A 14,387-nucleotide genomic window follows, 5' to 3' on the forward strand; every position below is an offset into this window, starting at 1 on the left:
GCCCGTTTCACTTCGTCTTTATCGAGAAAAAGGCCGCCGTCAGAAGGATAAATGAAATCCAGATGAGCAGAAAGCCGACCACCACTATGGTCAAGATAGCACCTATCAACATGATCGTCCCGGCGGTGGCGAACAGCTGGACATTCGTCTTGTCGCTCAAGATATTCAGCGTCCTTCTGAAATATATCACGGCAATAAGGAAGCAGACGAAGATCACGGCCAGCGCGGCCACGATACCGGCTAAGAAGGGCCAAAAGCCGGGAGTTAACACGCCCATAAACATGCGGCCCATTCCAGTCCAATTGGGATTGAGGATATCAATTCCAACTTGAGAGAAGAACCGCAGCGCCGTCAAAATCACGATGACCAGCGCGACCACCACACCCACGACGGCAATCACAAACCCGTAAAGCGCATTGCTGAATATTTTCTTCTCCCTAAAATCCCTCGCCATGCCACTCAGGGCAATGAGTAACAGCACTAGTCCTACCAGTCCAAGCACCCCTGCTGCCGCACCCATCGCTATGGGGGACAAAACTACCAACAGGGCCCCCACGCCGCCCAAGTTCTTGTGAGATTCAAGCGTCATCACTGCCAACTTAGTTTACCTGAAAATAAAGGTTTCCACGACCAAAAGATTTTTGACTTGGATGAGGAAAAGTGATTCTGAAAAAAGCGCCGAGGTTAAATGCCGGTGGACAAACTCCTTTACTTTGTTGATTGGACTAGCTGGTGTGGGAGATGTATATCCGAATACCTGTAGATAGAATTGGGGCCGCCATCGGGCCTAATGGCGAGATAAAGAAGGAAATCGAGCGCCGCACCTCCGCCAAGCTAACCTTCGACAGCGAGTCGGGCTGCGTGAAAATTGAGGCCGGGAATGATCCGTTAGGCGCATTAAAAGCCGAGAACGTCCTCAAGGCGATTGCCCGAGGGTTCAGCTCGCAGCGGGCTTTCAGGCTGTTCGATGACGATCAGCTCCTAGAGATTGTGGACATCACCGATTTCGCCGGGGACTCGGAACGCGCCATCGCCCGGTTGAAAGGCAGGGTCATTGGCGAAAAGGGAAAGACCCGAGAGACTATTGAGCGCCTGACCGACACTTACATTTCAATTTACGGAAAAACAGTTGCCGCCATCGGGAACGCCGAACAGGTGGCGGTGGCTCGAGAGGCCATTGAGATGCTGCTGAGCGGGAGGGAACACGCAACCGTCTACAGATTCCTGGAGAAAAAACGTCGAAAGAACCAGAGGGGACCGCCGCAGTTCTGAGGCCCGAGTCTGGGATAACACTTTTATAGTAACTTTAACAACTTTACTATGATGAGTAAAGATACTAAAAACACTAAAGTTACTCTCAAGGTGGACGACGACACGCACCGAAAGCTGCTCGAGGTGGTCTCGAAGCTTCAGATCAAGAAGGGCAGAAGGGTCACCATGGACGAGGCGATTAAGGAGCTGATAAACCATGCTGGATATTAGGTTGTGCTGCGGGGAGCGAACACGGGCTTCATGGTGGAGAATAGTTTCAGCGCCCCCACGCCCAAACTCGTTTATACAGGGCGGGGAAAATGGGGCTCCGGTGGCGGATCCATGAAGAGCCTTGCCGACGAACTTTTCGCCGATTTCAGGGAGCACAGCGTCAGCGAATTTTTCCGCAGAAACGCTGCCATGCTCGGCTATACCGGCAAGATTCGCTCGCTGACGACGATCGTCCACGAAGGCGTGACCAACGCAATCGATGCGGCTGAAGAGGCCGGAATTTTGCCCAAAGTGACTGTTATGATAAAAAGGGTGAACGATGAACCTGAACATTTCAGGATCGTCATCGAGGACAACGCCTCAGGCATCCCGGAACAATATATTCCCGACGTTTTCGGCAAGATGCTCGCCGGAACCAAGCTGCACCGAGCCATGCAGCAGCGCGGACAGCAGGGCATAGGTATTTCCGGCTGCGTGATGTTCGGACAGATAACCTCAGGCAAGCCGGCGACGGTTGTCACCTCCACCGGCAATGGCGAGGTCGTTCGTGCGGATGTCATGATCGACGTCGACAGGAACCAAGGTAAGATCATCAACAAGGAGAAGTTCAAGGAGAAGTGGCGGGGCACTAGAGTTGAGATCGAGGCGAAAGAAGTGGCTTACATGCGCTCCCGCTACGGTCCCTTCAACTACCTGCGCATGACCGCTATCGCCAATCCTCACGTGAGGATAACCTTCATTGAACCCGACGGCACCCTCACCATCTTCGAAAATGCCACCGACAAGATCCCGGAGCGACCCAAGCCCATGCCCCTGCACCCTTGGGGGATAATGTCCGACGATCTGCTGGTGCTGGCCAAGCGCACCAAGGCCCGAACCGTATCCGGACTTCTCTCCACGGAACTCTCCCGGGTGAGCAAGCAGAAGGCGGACGAGGTTTGCCGGCTCGCCAACGTCTCACCTGAAAAGAAGCCATCAGAACTGACCTGGGAGGAGGCCGAGAGAATCGTCTCCGCCTTCAAACAGGTTAAACTTCTGGCCCCGCCGACTTCCGGGCTCAGGCCGATAGGCGCGGCCGAGCTGGAGAACGGCATGCGCCAGATATTGAACCCCGAGTTCGTCTACACGCTCACCCGACCGCCGAAGGTGTACCGGGGTGGCCTGCCCTTCATCGTCGAAGTCGGAATCGCCTACGGCGGCAATGCCGGGAAGTCGCTCGAGAGCAAGGGCGACAATGAAAGCACCGAGGGAGAGGTGGGGATGGACCTCATCAGGTTTGCCAACCGGGCTCCGCTCATCTTTGACCAGGGGGGTTGCGCCATCACGGCCGCCGCCCGGAGCATCGACTGGCGCCGCTACGGTGTGGATATTACCAATGCCCCGCTGACGCTCTTCGTCAACATCTCCTCGGCCTATGTCCCCTACACCTCGGCGGGTAAACAATCCATCGCTGACGAGCCCGAAATCGTGAACGAGATCAGGACGGCGGTAATGGAGGCCGCCCGCGAGCTGAAAAAATTCCTCTACCGAAGGCTCAAGGCCAAGGAGAGGCAGGAGCGGGCGGGCATCTTCGAAAGGTTCCTACCGGTGGTCGCCCGAAAGGCCGCGAGGCTGGCCAGTGTGGAGGAGCCCGACATCAAACCCCTGCTGAAGAAAATCGCGGGTGTTGACCATGACTAAAGACGCCACCTCCCTGGAGCCAAAACACCGCAAGAAGGCGCTGCAGGCCCTAGCCGAGCTGGGCCGGAAAATTGTCGAGGATATCAGAAATGTCCAACCGCCGAAGCTGAAGATTCCATCCAGGAGCACCTCAAACATCATCTACGACAAGAAGAACCGCTATTTTGTCCTCGGGCCCAGATATGGGATCAGGTCGGCGGGAAGCATGAAGCAAATCAAGAAGGTGGCGCAGCTCCTCTGCACGGCCGACTTCGCCCGGGAACTCATCGAGAGCGGCAAGTTCGCCACGCTCCGGGAGATGTACTACACGGCCGAGGGATGGGAGGCCGGCCCCTTCCACGACCAGAGCGAGTCTGATGCTATCATCGAAGACCTTGAGGCGACGTTCGGATTGAAGAGGGAGAGCCTTGGACTGATGCCGGAGGAAGATGGTGCCGCCGTTTACGGCCAGATCGTCTTTCGCGAGGGTGATGTGACCATTGACGCCACCAAGGCCGGTAGGGGCGGTTACACCATTCCGCCCACAATCGATGACGTCGAGTTCGTCAAGTGCCGGGCCAAGCGGATCATCGCGGTGGAGACAATGGGTATGTATCACCGGCTCATCCAAGAAGAGGCCTGGAAGAAATTTGATGCCTTGATCGTGGGACTTAAAGGACAAGCTGCCCGGGCCACGAGGAGGTTCTTGAAGAGGGCGAACGAGGAACTCGGCCTGCCCGTCTACCTCAACTGCGACGGTGATCCCTTCGGCTACCACATCGGCATGGTCATCATCTCAGGCAGCGCCAACCTGGCCTACATCAACCACGAGCTGGCCGTTCCCGACGCCAAGTACATCGGCGTCACCGCCAGCGACATCGTCAACTACAAGCTGCCCACGGACAAGCTGCGCGAACTCGACATCGCCCGGCTGAAGCAGCTGCTGAAGGACCCAAGGTACAATACTGAGTTCTGGCAGTATGAGATCAAGAAGATGCTCGAGATCGGGAGGAAGGCCGAGCAGCAGGCGTTTGCCAAGTATGGGCTGGCCTACGTCGTCAACGAGTATCTGCCCGCCAAGCTGAAGGAAGTTGAGGGGCAGCGGTTCTTGGGAAAGACGTGAATCGTATAAATTTTAGCCTTAATATTATCGAAACCCAACTTCTCTTTTTAATTTATTATCTTCGATCTGGATGTCGTAAACATTTTTTATTTTTTCTACCGTCATCGTTTTAACTCGTTCACTTATTTCATGAAAAGCCCCGCCCAGAAGCTGATGTATCTTTAGCAAATCTTTTTTCTCTGAAATTATGAAAATATTGCTATTCCAAAGGTCAAGTGCGTGCTTTAATTTTGCAAGAGCCTGACACAAATTTCCCCCTATTTGTACCTCGAAAACATATGTAGGAACACTAGCCGCCACTTTTCTCCAAACCACATCGAGCCGCTCACCAGTATCTGGAAATGGATACTCTTTTTCAGCAATATAATTCTCCATCTTGCCCAGTTCTAGAAGCATTTCTTTAACTCGGTCGTGCAAGTTAACTTCCTCTTTCTTGACTATCTTCACCAAGGGCTCTAACAATCTAGATAATTCTGTGTTCCAAGTCTGATCCATTTTTTGTAAAAGCTGTTGGATCGATCCTTTGTCCTTTACTGAACTCAAACCGGACATCACACTAATTTTAAACCCTGCGGTGCCCACTTTTCTATTTATCCAGTCCGTCCTAGGAAGAACGTATTCAACTTTAAACTCAAAGCGGTACTACCAAATAACTTATTTTTTTCACGTTCTTCGGGCCATAAAGGTTTATCTTGTATGACTTTGTTATCGATCTTTGCGACGCCGATGATTCCGCTCACGGGGGAGGTCGCATAAAATAATAAAAGGTCTCCCTTCTGCAACTTTTCCCAAAGGTTCTTTTGTCTCTCTTTAACTCCCCAAATGTTGCCTGAAATTGCGGTTTCCCAATTTTCGACTTTACCTACACATATCCAAACTTGCACGAATAAAGATTCCTGACTAAAGTCTTAAACGTTTCTTTTCCAGCAATTTTCTTGCGAGACTATCTCCTTGTGTATTAAAATTAAGACTCGCAAAATTTCTTCGAGTTCGTTATCCAATAGACCCATTTAACCTTTGCGCTGGGGTTCCTTTAAAGCGAAGACTTAAGTTACCAGCCGTTGCTCGTTAATCAGTTGACCCCATGAAAATTCTCGTAGCCTGTTATTCAAGAACCGGCACCACCAAAGCGGTGGGCGAAGCTATTGCTCGGGAACTCGGAGCTGATTTCGAACACATCATTGACCTAAAGAGGAGAACCGGCCTGCCACCATTCCGCTTTCTGATCGCGGGCAGAGATGCCATGAGAAAAAGAACGACGAACATCAAATTTGAGAAATCGGCGGAAGACTACGACCTGATCGTCATCGGCACGCCAGTTTGGGCAGGGAACATCACCCCTGCGGTGAGAACTTATCTCAACATCCAGAAGCTGGAGGGCAAGAGGGTGGCCTTCTTCTGCACGGACGGCGGCGGGCATGAAAAGGTGTTCGCTGAGATGAGGGCGCTGGTGCCGAAGTCGGCAGTAGTGGGCACGCTCGGGATACCATCAAAGGAAGTCAAGGCTGGCGCCCAATCTGAGAAAATGAAGTCATTCACCGAGAGCCTGAAAAAGAACTGATATCGCGAAAAATAATTTGTCAGATCGGTATTCGGCGATGGATTTTTATAAAGAGGTAATTTTAGGGCCAAAACCGGCTCTTTAAGCAGCTTGTCCGAGCGTTGACACTTTGCCCGAAGAGATTGGCGCCTCGGCTGCTGTAATGGCTGGCTCGTGTTTCCGCTTCCACTTTTTCTGCCTCTTCTTCTTCCTCTCGCGCCAGTCGGGCTTCTTCCAGCGATATTTTCTCAGACTCATCCAACCACCGATGAACTCAACCTAACCTGCCCAAGATATTAAACCCCCCACCCTATTAAATCGATTTTCAACGCTTCAAAACCACAGCCCAGCTAAAGTTAATACGCCGCTCAATAGATAGTCAATCGAGATCATGGAGAAAATCACCACGATCAAGATCAGGGAGATGAAGGACAGCGGGGAAAAAATAGTCATGCTGGCGACCTACGACTACCTAACGGCGAAAATGGTCGACGAAGCCGGCGCCGACGCCGTCTTGGTGGGCGACTCGCTGGCCAATGTGGTCCTGGGACACCGTGACACCCTTTCGGTCGGAATGGAGGAGATGCTCCACCACACCAAGGCCGTGGCCACCGGGGTTAAACGGGCGCTGGTGGTCGGCGACATGCCCTTCATGTCCTACCAGGCGAGCACCGAGGACGCCATCCGGAACGCAGGCCGTTTTCTGAAGGAAGGACACGCCGAAGCCGTCAAGGTCGAGGGCGGTCGCAAGATGATAAGAAAGATCGAGGCCATCATCGACTCCGGGGTTCCGGTGATGGGCCACCTCGGCCTGACCCCACAGTGGGTGCACCAGTTCGGCGGCTACCGCGTTCGGGGCAAGACTTGGTCCGCCGCCCGCGCCATCCTCGAGGATGCCAAAAGGTTGGAGCAGGCCGGCGTCTTCAGCCTAGTGCTCGAGGCCATGCCCTGGCAGCTGGCCAAGCTGATCACCGAAAAGCTGGAGATCCCAACCATTGGAATCGGCGCCGGACCTTACTGCGACGGTCAAGTTCTGGTGCTGCACGACCTCATCGGCTTAACCGGGCCAAACCTCCCCAAGTTCGTCAGGCGCTACGCCGAGGTCGATAAAGAGATCATGAAGGCGCTGGAGAGCTTCAAGAGGGACGTCAAGTCGGGCAAGTTCCCGACGCTGGCGCAGAGCTACGAGATGCCTCCCGAGGAGATGCGCAAGTTAATCCGGGGTTTCAGGCAGAAAAGATGAGTTCTAAGCACCTTTAAATATTGAAAATAAGAGGATAAAAGCGACTGAACGGAGGTGTAAAAATGGCTTATATAGTTAAGTCCGCGGTGAGGGAGCTCCTCAAGGGAATGAGGGCCAGCGACGACTTCTTCAAAGCACTGGACGCGGTAGTGGCCGCAAGCTGCAAAAAGGCAATCGAGCGTGCCAAGGGCAACGGCAGGAAGACCCTCAGAGGAATAGACCTCTAAGCCGAAAATTTTTGGTGGCGGCCGAGGCTGCCACTGTTTTTAATTTTGTTCAACCTTTTACTCTATCTATCTTTCTTCTTCCCAGCGCCTGCAGATACTCCACCTCAACGCCTTCCTTGACATCGCCGCGGAGGTTGATAGGTATGGGCAGCTCGAAGGTCTCGTAGGTGTTGAGGTCCATCAGCTGAGCGTTGTTCGAGACAATCGCCAGAACCTGGGCGCTGCCCCTTTCGATTATCGGCACCTCGATTTTAGCGCTGGTCGGTTTCACGATGGTGCGCTTCTGTCCGTCAAAAAGCCCGATGGCATCAATCTTGGCCTTGGCGTGGCCGTGCTTTCCCGGAGCCGAGGTGGAAAAGCCGACGATGCGGCAGGGCTCATCGTCAACGATGATGAAGCGGCCCTCCTTGAGCTTGCCGACTTCAGTGACCTCTTTCATTGTTATCCCGTAGAAATTCTCCTGACTTCCTTAAAAGCTTGGCGCAAGGTTTAATCTTCAAAGGAAGAATCGAATCTGTGGAAACTTGAGAATCGGAATCGTCGCCAGAACAGATGGCCACTCGGACCTTGAGATGGTAGCCAAGATCATCAGACACCTGAAGGGAGAGGAAGTTGTCCTTGAGCCAGCACTGGCGAAGAGGATCGGTAGAAGCCCAGGTAAAGCTCAAAGCTTCAACAGCTGTGATGCCATCGTGACGGTGGGTGGAGATGGTACCGTGCTCCATGCCCAGAAGCTAGCGCCGGATGTGCCTATTCTGGGGATAAACTTGGGGAGGAGGGGATTTCTCGCCGAAGTTAACCCCAACGACGCGCTGAAGGCGCTGAGGATGCTCAGAGAGGGTAAGCTCCGCGTCGTAGAACGGTCGCGCCTAGCGGCAACCGTGAAGGGAAAATCACTGCCCGAGGCCCTGAACGATGTCGTCATCGGCTCAAGCGTCGCCGGAAAGACCGCCAGCCTTGAGGTAATGATTGACGGCCAAGAGGCACTCGATTTCCGCTGCGATGGAATAATCGTTGCCACGCCAACCGGCAGTACAGCCTACACTCACGCTGCGGGTGGACCGGTGGTTGACCCAAGGTTGAAATCCATCGTGATCACACCCATTTGCCCGACCCACCCCCGACAATGCTCCATCGTCATCCCTCCGGAGAGCCTAGTGCAGGTGGCGCCGACTAGACCCGGCCGAGATGCCCTAGTGATCGTTGACGGCGACCCGGTGACCAAGGTGAGCCAAGGGGAAAAGGTGGAAGTGAGGCTCTCTCGAAATTGTGCCCGGTTCTTTGAGTGGGAGAGTTTTTATCGTAAGGTGAAGGAGAGGCTATTGTGACGCGCAGCGTTCTGATTCTTGACACCTCCGCTGTCATCGCTGGTCTAGCCCCGGGGCTGCTTGAAGCTGAGCAGGTAACGGTGCCCGAGGTGCTAGAAGAGGCCCGCGACCTCTGCTCAAAGCTGAAGCTAGAGACCGCGGTGTTGATGGGCAAGGTCAGGGTTATGGAACCATCAAGGAAATCTCTAGAAAATGTGCGGGGCAAGGTGGAGCACAGCGGGGACACCGTTTCCGAAACCGATATAAAACTGCTCGCGCTGGCACTGGACCTCAGGGACAGAAGCGCGGAAATCGTTACCGACGACTATGCCATCCAGAACTTGGCCACCATGTTCCGCCTTCCCTACCGCCGCGTCGCCATGCCGGGGATAAAGGAGGTGCTGCGCTGGGAGGCCGTCTGTCCTGCCTGCGAGAGCAAGTTCCCGCCCACGGCAACGGTCTGTCTCATCTGCGGCTCAAAGTTGAAAAAGCAGGCGAGAAGGTAGCGTTTTAAAAAATGCGGAAGATATTGCAACGAAGGTGACGGGTTGGAGGTCTTCTCAATTTCCATCATTGGCGGCGGAAAGGAACAGCTGGCCTTTGAAATTTTAAAAAAGAACGCCAAAGCCGTCACCGGTGTGGTTAAAAAGTTTGAGGATGTCATCACTGCCTACTTCTCCGACCTAGATTTCGACCGGGCTGAAAAGCTGGGCCGGGAGCTATCGAAGCTGGAAACTGCGGCTGACAAGGGAAAGAGGGAGTTCATGAAAGTGCTCAGCGGCGGCGCCTTTTTGCCCGCCTTTCGCGCCGACCTTGCCTGGCTGGCCGAACGCTTGGACACCGTCGCCGACACGGCCGAGGGAGCCATGCGTGTGCTCCTGCTGAGAAAACAGCTGATGGAAGCCTTGATCAGGAGCGAGAAGAAAAATAAGGACCTCAGGGAGTGGCGGCTCAGGTTCACCAAGATGGCCAGGATCACGACCCAGACGGTGCAAATTCTCGAGGAGGCCATCGGGGCGCTTTCGACCGACGTGGACGAGGCCACCAGAAAGGCCAACGATGTCGACCTTCTGGAACACGAGATCGACCTGATAGAGCACAGCCTGATGAACGACCTCTACAACTTCGAGAAACTGCTTGATCCCGTCAGCATCATCCAGCTCGCCGACGTCATCCGCAGGTCGGCCAACGTGAGCGATCGGGCCGAGGACATGAGCGACACCGTAATCATACTCGGCTTCACGCTCACGGGCTGATTAAATCCCGAGCACCAAAACCACGACAAAGGAAAGAAGGCCGACCGCAGCCGGTGTGATCACCAAGGTCAACACGATTTTTCCCAGCCTTTGCCGGCTCACCGCGGTCGTACCCTTGAAAAGCCCGGCTCCGGCCACCCCACCGACAATGGCCTCTGATGTCGACACCGGCATGCCGAACTGCACGAAGGACCAGACGGTGAGGGCGGCCCCCAACTGTGCGGCGAGGGCGGTGGTGGGTCCGATTTTAGCGATACCTGAACCTACCGTGGTCATTACCCTTCTACTGAAGGTCAGGGTCCCAACCGCCAGCGCCAGAGATCCGAAGAGGGCAATCAGCTGGGGCGAGCCACCGAAAAATGCGTAAACGACACCTAAGGAGGCCCCGACATCGTTGGCGCCAAGCACGTAAGCGCTGTAGGCCGAGGCAACCAAGACGAGGGCTTTCAGGACTGAGTTGAACAGCAGTAAATTTTTGATTCGACGCAGGCTCGCGGTGACAATCTGATAGATGAAGAACGACAGGAGGGCTGAAAAAACGGGGTTCAGCGCCCAAGAAATGATTATCGCCCAGATCCTGGAGGAGTGCAGGCCAAAGATGAGATCGGGATGGATGAAGTTCAGCGCCAAGCCCGCTCCGACCACGGCACTGACCATAGAAAGGGAAACCGACATCGGGAAGCCAAAAAAGGTGGTGGCGAACATCCACGCGGCGGCGGCGATTAGGCTGGCCAGTGCCGCCCGAGGAAACAGGAAAAAGGGATTTACTCCTGAAGAAGTTGGAAGGATAATCCCCTCGCCCACCGTCCTCATGTTTCTCCAGCCCTCAAGAACCGCACCCACAATGACAAAAACGATCACGATCAAGATCGCCCGACGGTATCCCAGAACTCCGCCACCGACCGAGACCCCGATGCAGTTGGCAGTGTTATTTGCGCCCACGTTCCAAGCCAGAAAAAAAGCAACGACCAGAACCATTATCTCGATCAAAGAGCTCGCCCAATCGAGTTATCTCCTGAGGTTAATAATTCCCTACAGTTCGACTATCCTCACGCGCAGCCGGTCCAGGTCAAGGACGGCCACGGTCTCCCTTCCCGTCAGGTAGCCGCAGACCTCGCCCGGGTTGACCACCAGTGGTTTCTTGCCAAACACCTTTGCTCGGTGGGTGTGGCCCCTGACCACAACATGGTACCTGCCGGACCTGATGACCGTCTCCACTATTTCCGGGTGGGTGCCATGAAGCAGGGCGATCCTCCGGCCGCCCAAGCGCAACGAGGCAAAGTTCTGTGGCGGCGGCAGTCCTAGCTCATCGAATCTGGCGGCTATCGTCTCCCGGTCGCCATCGTTGTTTCCCCACACGTAATGTAGCCTTGCCCTCAGCTTCGAAAATTTGGGAACCACAAAAGGGGAGTTTAGGTCTCCGGCGTGGAGAACGTGGGTGACCTTGGCCTGGTTAAAAAACTCTATAGCCCGCTCGACCGCGTCCAGCTTGTCGTGAGTATCCGACATCAGGCCAATTACTGTCAAGGAACTCCGAGACTACTCAGCGACTAAGTTTAAATCGCTTTAAGGAATTCCAGCACCACGGCCCCAGCTCTCTCGATGGTCTCAGCGTTGATGTGGTCGGGAAGGTCATCGTAGCTATGGAGATGACGGTAGCCTCTAACCCTTGCGTTCGGCAGCCTAAAGAACCTCGCGAGCCTCTGGCCGAGCTTGTCTGCGCCTGCTGTGTCGAAGGTAAATGTGGTGGCCTGGATGCCAGCGCGAAGCAGCGGGATGTGGTCATGTCCAGCCAGAGCAGCCCACCAGAGCTTTGGTTTGAGGCCGAGATTGTGAATAACAGCAAGCAACTTCTGATTTAAAGCCTCCGATGTCCTCGTTCTCCTGATGAGCCCATTGCCCTCGACCACATAGGGCTGGGTACTGGCTCCAACCATATCCAAGTTCAGAACCATTGTGTCCTTCGGGAGCAAGTTTTCCCTGACGAGTTTCTTTGAGCCGATCAGCCCCTGCTCCTCGCCACCAAAGGCGATGAAGAATACTGTGGTTTCCGGGAGCGGTTGCTCAGCAATGACGCGGGCCGACTCAAGCATCACGGCCACCCCGGAAGCGTTGTCCTCGGCGCCCGGGGAGACACGTCGACTGCTGGCCGCTATGAAGCTAGCTCCACAGACGGGGAGAAAGAAAATCGCTGTCACTGCCCACACCACAGACCACTCGGGAACCCGACCCACCAGCCTCAACAGCAATAAAGCCGTGACCAAGAAGATCAGCGGTAGAAAAGTGAACCTGACAAGGACGTTAAGTCTGAAGCTGATCGTGCAGGGAGCGGAATCATAGTGAGCTGTTAAGGCAGCCCGCTTCTTTGGCGCCTCGACCTCCTTGACCGCAATTATGTTTTGGCTGACGCGTTTGGGTAACAACCTACCTAAAGAGCGCCATAGCACAATCGCGACTAGCCAGACTAGAAATGAAAACTCCGAAGATAAAAAAAAGGAGAGGACAAAAGCCGAGGTCAGCAGGACCGCCGCAACCTTAGCCCGGGCCGAGCGACTGACAAACTTGAACTCCTGCACTCTCACCTTGAGCCCGAAGCTCTCCAGCTGCTTGCGAATGTAATCGGCGGCCTGCCGGTCACCCCGGCTTCCCGCCAGACGGGGACCAATCTCGTAGGCGAGCTTGTCAATATGCTCAAAGGCCCGTCGCGATTCAAACTCAGCCATATTCCCCCGCATATTTAATTACCCCATAACAAAAACTCTTTACTGCGGGGGTAGCCAAGCCAGGTCAACGGCGCCAGACGGGTGGACGCAACTCAAGATCTGGTTTGGTCAGGAGAGATCTGGTCTCTTAGGAGTTCGGGGGTTCAAATCCCCTCCCCCGCACCATAGGGATCACGAATCTCCTTGGCATTTTTTGAGAAGCTTTGGGTCACAGCTTTGCTGAACTTTTAAAGAATCTAGGCATGAACTCTCAATATTGATATACCAAAAAATGATAGTCAATTCCAACGGTCATTTCTGCGTCTTATAAAAGGATTTACATACACATATCGTGCGAAAAAGTGGAAAAATGGTAAAAAGGACTAGCCTCATAGTAATGACAGTAATTACGATAATGATAGCGACAGCAGCAGTTTATTTTACAGTTCGCACAACTCGACCCAAAACTTCGCAGACTTCAACGCTCGCGCCACCAGTATATTCGCCATTATTCAACCTGAATGAAAGGCTTGGTCGCCACCCATATCCAAGGCTCTTCGTTCAACTACAGCATTATGCCCCGAGCGAAGAGATGATAAACGAGGCCGCCAATTGGGACTTATTGGTTTTAGATGCGGAGGTTATTCTCAATCGACCCGAATTTCTCGGGAGCAACGGGACAATCCTTCAGATTAACCCACACGCAGTGGTTCTGTCTTATTTTTCCTCCTCAGATGTACTTCCTGGGCATAGGGAGACCACGACTATAAATGGTATTTTTATTTCGGGTTTAGATGACGGCTGGTACATGAAAGACGTGAATGGATCGCGTTACTTGTTGCTTCAGCTCCCAGACGGCAATTGGTCTGAAATGTTAAACTTGACAACCGAAGTTAACTTCTACATGGCTGACTACCTAAACAAGGCCGTGATTTCAACTGGACTGACGGACGGGATCTTCTATGATTGGGTCATGGAGAATATCTCATGGTTAAATTACAGAACCAATAATCCTAATGCTCCGCTCGATATAAACAACGATGGTTTAGCCGACTTAGACGATAAACTCAATTCCCTGTGGAAAAATGGAACAAAAACTTTGCTCAATAACAGCCGCAACATCTTTCCCTCCGGTACGTTGGTGGTGGGTAATGGCGGCACGATTTTTGATAACACGTATAAAAATGTGCTGAATGGACGAATGCTAGAGGGCTTCTTAGAAGGCGAGGCATGGGGGTTTGGCTGGCTGGAGGTGATGCGCGGACATTATCTCATGCATCTAGTTTCAGTTGAACCCAAAGTCTCTTTGATCATGGCTAATGGGCATCAAAACGATTTCAAGAAGATGCGGTTTGCCCTCGCCTCTACGTTAATGTTTGATGGATATTTCTGTTATACAAATTACGGGGCCTACCAAGCCACATGGTGGTACGATGAATATTCGGTGGATATTTCGACAGGTGCAGCGGTAAAATCCTTAAAATATAAAGGCTATCTAGGTTCTCCTCTCTCGGAAGCTTATAATGTTGACGACAGAGACGAATTCTTAGGTATTTCTCTAATTAGCGGTGAAGCTGCCGTTGAAGAAAAAGTCTGGAGACGGGATTTCAAAAATGGGATTGTTTTGGTAAATCCTTCAAATTCTGAAAAAGTTGTTGAGCTAAATGGTGAGTATAAAAAAATCAAAGGAATCTACGACCCTTTTTTTAATGACGGTCGAATATTAAGCAGAATCGTCCTAGAACCTAAAAGTGGAGTGGTGCTTTTAAGAGCGTGGAATAATCAGACCCAGAAAAGTTTTTGAGAAATACAAAATTTCTCCTCGAAACAGGAGTTTAATTTTTGTGG

Annotated in this window: 19 protein-coding genes and 1 tRNA gene; 12 read left to right on the plus strand and 8 right to left on the minus strand. The window is 53.1% G+C overall.

The features are described 5' to 3' along the window. Positions 1–7: 7 nt before the first annotated feature. Positions 8–589 carry a DUF996 domain-containing protein gene (locus QXT02_RS01600; protein WP_342811568.1) on the minus strand — a complete coding sequence of 194 codons (582 nt, stop codon included), beginning with the start codon at positions 587–589 and terminating at the stop codon, positions 8–10. A gap of 152 nt (positions 590–741) precedes the next feature. Here QXT02_RS01600 and QXT02_RS01605 point away from each other — a divergent pair, with 152 nt between their 5' ends. From QXT02_RS01605 to QXT02_RS01620, 4 genes are all read left to right on the plus strand, one after another. Then, positions 742–1,272, plus strand: coding sequence for a KH domain-containing protein (locus QXT02_RS01605; protein ID WP_342811569.1), 531 nt, complete (start codon positions 742–744; stop codon positions 1,270–1,272). A gap of 51 nt (positions 1,273–1,323) precedes the next feature. Next, a complete protein-coding gene (locus tag QXT02_RS01610; RefSeq protein WP_342811570.1) occupies positions 1,324–1,482 on the plus strand; it encodes a hypothetical protein in 159 nt (52 codons plus the stop codon). Between the two features lie 111 nt (positions 1,483–1,593). After that, complete coding sequence (top6B, locus tag QXT02_RS01615; protein ID WP_342811571.1) at positions 1,594–3,162, plus strand: DNA topoisomerase VI subunit B; 1,569 nt, start codon at positions 1,594–1,596, stop codon at positions 3,160–3,162. Then, positions 3,155–4,264: a DNA topoisomerase IV subunit A gene (locus QXT02_RS01620; RefSeq protein ID WP_342811572.1), complete on the plus strand. Its 1,110-nt coding sequence runs from the start codon at positions 3,155–3,157 to the stop codon at positions 4,262–4,264. Before top6B ends, QXT02_RS01620 begins: the two co-directional genes overlap by 8 nt. Before the next feature lie 24 nt (positions 4,265–4,288). Here QXT02_RS01620 and QXT02_RS01625 read toward each other — a convergent pair whose 3' ends face one another. Beyond that, positions 4,289–4,807, minus strand: coding sequence for a hypothetical protein (locus QXT02_RS01625; RefSeq protein WP_342811573.1), 519 nt, complete (start codon positions 4,805–4,807; stop codon positions 4,289–4,291). 47 nt (positions 4,808–4,854) lie between these two features. Beyond that, complete coding sequence (locus QXT02_RS06745) at positions 4,855–5,148, minus strand: EVE domain-containing protein (protein ID WP_404980409.1); 294 nt, start codon at positions 5,146–5,148, stop codon at positions 4,855–4,857. A 200-nt stretch (positions 5,149–5,348) separates the two neighbouring features. Between QXT02_RS06745 and QXT02_RS01630 the strand changes: the two genes are divergently transcribed. Then, positions 5,349–5,825, plus strand: coding sequence for a flavodoxin family protein (locus QXT02_RS01630; protein ID WP_342811574.1), 477 nt, complete (start codon positions 5,349–5,351; stop codon positions 5,823–5,825). A gap of 81 nt (positions 5,826–5,906) precedes the next feature. On the opposite strand, the gene QXT02_RS01635 is transcribed toward QXT02_RS01630, so the two are convergent. After that, on the minus strand, positions 5,907–6,062 hold the full coding sequence (locus tag QXT02_RS01635; protein WP_342811575.1) for a hypothetical protein: 156 nt from the start codon (positions 6,060–6,062) through the stop codon (positions 5,907–5,909). 133 nt (positions 6,063–6,195) lie between these two features. Between QXT02_RS01635 and panB the strand changes: the two genes are divergently transcribed. Both panB and QXT02_RS01645 read left to right on the plus strand, forming a co-directional pair. Then, the gene (panB, locus tag QXT02_RS01640) at positions 6,196–7,047 is read left to right on the plus strand and encodes a 3-methyl-2-oxobutanoate hydroxymethyltransferase (protein ID WP_342811576.1); all 852 of its coding nucleotides are present in this window, start codon (positions 6,196–6,198) and stop codon (positions 7,045–7,047) included. 62 nt (positions 7,048–7,109) lie between these two features. Further along, the gene (locus QXT02_RS01645; RefSeq protein WP_342811577.1) at positions 7,110–7,274 is read left to right on the plus strand and encodes a DUF1931 domain-containing protein; all 165 of its coding nucleotides are present in this window, start codon (positions 7,110–7,112) and stop codon (positions 7,272–7,274) included. A gap of 49 nt (positions 7,275–7,323) precedes the next feature. On the opposite strand, the gene QXT02_RS01650 is transcribed toward QXT02_RS01645, so the two are convergent. Then, complete coding sequence (locus QXT02_RS01650) at positions 7,324–7,713, minus strand: translation initiation factor IF-5A (RefSeq protein ID WP_342811578.1); 390 nt, start codon at positions 7,711–7,713, stop codon at positions 7,324–7,326. Between the two features lie 85 nt (positions 7,714–7,798). Here QXT02_RS01650 and QXT02_RS01655 point away from each other — a divergent pair, with 85 nt between their 5' ends. The 3 genes from QXT02_RS01655 to QXT02_RS01665 are packed head-to-tail and all read left to right on the plus strand — an operon-like array spanning position 7,799 to position 9,837. Next, entirely contained in the window at positions 7,799–8,602 is an 804-nt protein-coding gene (locus tag QXT02_RS01655; RefSeq protein ID WP_342811579.1) for an NAD(+)/NADH kinase, read from the plus strand. Continuing rightward, positions 8,599–9,087 (plus strand): hypothetical protein, encoded by a 489-nt coding sequence (locus QXT02_RS01660; protein ID WP_342811580.1) that lies wholly within the window; start codon positions 8,599–8,601, stop codon positions 9,085–9,087. Before QXT02_RS01655 ends, QXT02_RS01660 begins: the two co-directional genes overlap by 4 nt. 42 nt (positions 9,088–9,129) lie before the next feature. Further along, positions 9,130–9,837: a DUF47 domain-containing protein gene (locus QXT02_RS01665; RefSeq protein ID WP_342811581.1), complete on the plus strand. Its 708-nt coding sequence runs from the start codon at positions 9,130–9,132 to the stop codon at positions 9,835–9,837. On the opposite strand, the gene QXT02_RS01670 is transcribed toward QXT02_RS01665, so the two are convergent. Genes QXT02_RS01670 through QXT02_RS01680 form a run of 3 tightly spaced genes read right to left on the minus strand, consistent with a single transcriptional unit; the run spans position 9,838 to position 12,560 of the window. Beyond that, positions 9,838–10,827, minus strand: a complete 990-nt coding sequence (locus tag QXT02_RS01670; RefSeq protein WP_342811582.1) for an inorganic phosphate transporter — start codon at positions 10,825–10,827, stop codon at positions 9,838–9,840. Between the two features lie 42 nt (positions 10,828–10,869). Next, positions 10,870–11,346 carry a metallophosphoesterase gene (locus QXT02_RS01675; RefSeq protein WP_342811583.1) on the minus strand — a complete coding sequence of 159 codons (477 nt, stop codon included), beginning with the start codon at positions 11,344–11,346 and terminating at the stop codon, positions 10,870–10,872. A 47-nt stretch (positions 11,347–11,393) separates the two neighbouring features. Further along, positions 11,394–12,560, minus strand: coding sequence for a M28 family peptidase (locus QXT02_RS01680; RefSeq protein WP_342811584.1), 1,167 nt, complete (start codon positions 12,558–12,560; stop codon positions 11,394–11,396). A 44-nt stretch (positions 12,561–12,604) separates the two neighbouring features. Here QXT02_RS01680 and QXT02_RS01685 point away from each other — a divergent pair. Both QXT02_RS01685 and QXT02_RS01690 read left to right on the plus strand, forming a co-directional pair. Then, positions 12,605–12,725, plus strand: a tRNA-Thr gene (locus QXT02_RS01685). A 184-nt stretch (positions 12,726–12,909) separates the two neighbouring features. Further along, positions 12,910–14,343, plus strand: a complete 1,434-nt coding sequence (locus QXT02_RS01690; RefSeq protein WP_342811585.1) for a putative glycoside hydrolase — start codon at positions 12,910–12,912, stop codon at positions 14,341–14,343. The last annotated feature ends 44 nt before the right edge of the window (positions 14,344–14,387 follow it).

Source organism: Hadarchaeum sp. (SeqCode) (genome assembly GCF_038871235.1).
Taxonomy (GTDB): Archaea; Hadarchaeota; Hadarchaeia; order Hadarchaeales; family Hadarchaeaceae; genus Hadarchaeum.

What these genes read in the sequence shown, in the direction of transcription:
- QXT02_RS01650 (WP_342811578.1), bottom strand. Translation starts at nt 7,713, where the DNA reads ATGAAAGAGGTCACTGAAGTCGGCAAGCTCAAGGAGGGCCGCTTCATC.
- top6B (WP_342811571.1), top strand. Translation starts at nt 1,594, where the DNA reads ATGAAGAGCCTTGCCGACGAACTTTTCGCCGATTTCAGGGAGCACAGC.
- QXT02_RS01645 (WP_342811577.1), top strand. Translation starts at nt 7,110, where the DNA reads ATGGCTTATATAGTTAAGTCCGCGGTGAGGGAGCTCCTCAAGGGAATG.
- QXT02_RS01675 (WP_342811583.1), bottom strand. Translation starts at nt 11,346, where the DNA reads ATGTCGGATACTCACGACAAGCTGGACGCGGTCGAGCGGGCTATAGAG.
- QXT02_RS01610 (WP_342811570.1), top strand. Translation starts at nt 1,324, where the DNA reads ATGAGTAAAGATACTAAAAACACTAAAGTTACTCTCAAGGTGGACGAC.
- QXT02_RS01635 (WP_342811575.1), bottom strand. Translation starts at nt 6,062, where the DNA reads ATGAGTCTGAGAAAATATCGCTGGAAGAAGCCCGACTGGCGCGAGAGG.
- QXT02_RS01680 (WP_342811584.1), bottom strand. Translation starts at nt 12,560, where the DNA reads ATGGCTGAGTTTGAATCGCGACGGGCCTTTGAGCATATTGACAAGCTC.
- QXT02_RS01600 (WP_342811568.1), bottom strand. Translation starts at nt 589, where the DNA reads ATGACGCTTGAATCTCACAAGAACTTGGGCGGCGTGGGGGCCCTGTTG.
- QXT02_RS01690 (WP_342811585.1), top strand. Translation starts at nt 12,910, where the DNA reads ATGGTAAAAAGGACTAGCCTCATAGTAATGACAGTAATTACGATAATG.
- QXT02_RS01620 (WP_342811572.1), top strand. Translation starts at nt 3,155, where the DNA reads ATGACTAAAGACGCCACCTCCCTGGAGCCAAAACACCGCAAGAAGGCG.
- QXT02_RS01605 (WP_342811569.1), top strand. Translation starts at nt 742, where the DNA reads ATGTATATCCGAATACCTGTAGATAGAATTGGGGCCGCCATCGGGCCT.
- QXT02_RS01630 (WP_342811574.1), top strand. Translation starts at nt 5,349, where the DNA reads ATGAAAATTCTCGTAGCCTGTTATTCAAGAACCGGCACCACCAAAGCG.
- panB (WP_342811576.1), top strand. Translation starts at nt 6,196, where the DNA reads ATGGAGAAAATCACCACGATCAAGATCAGGGAGATGAAGGACAGCGGG.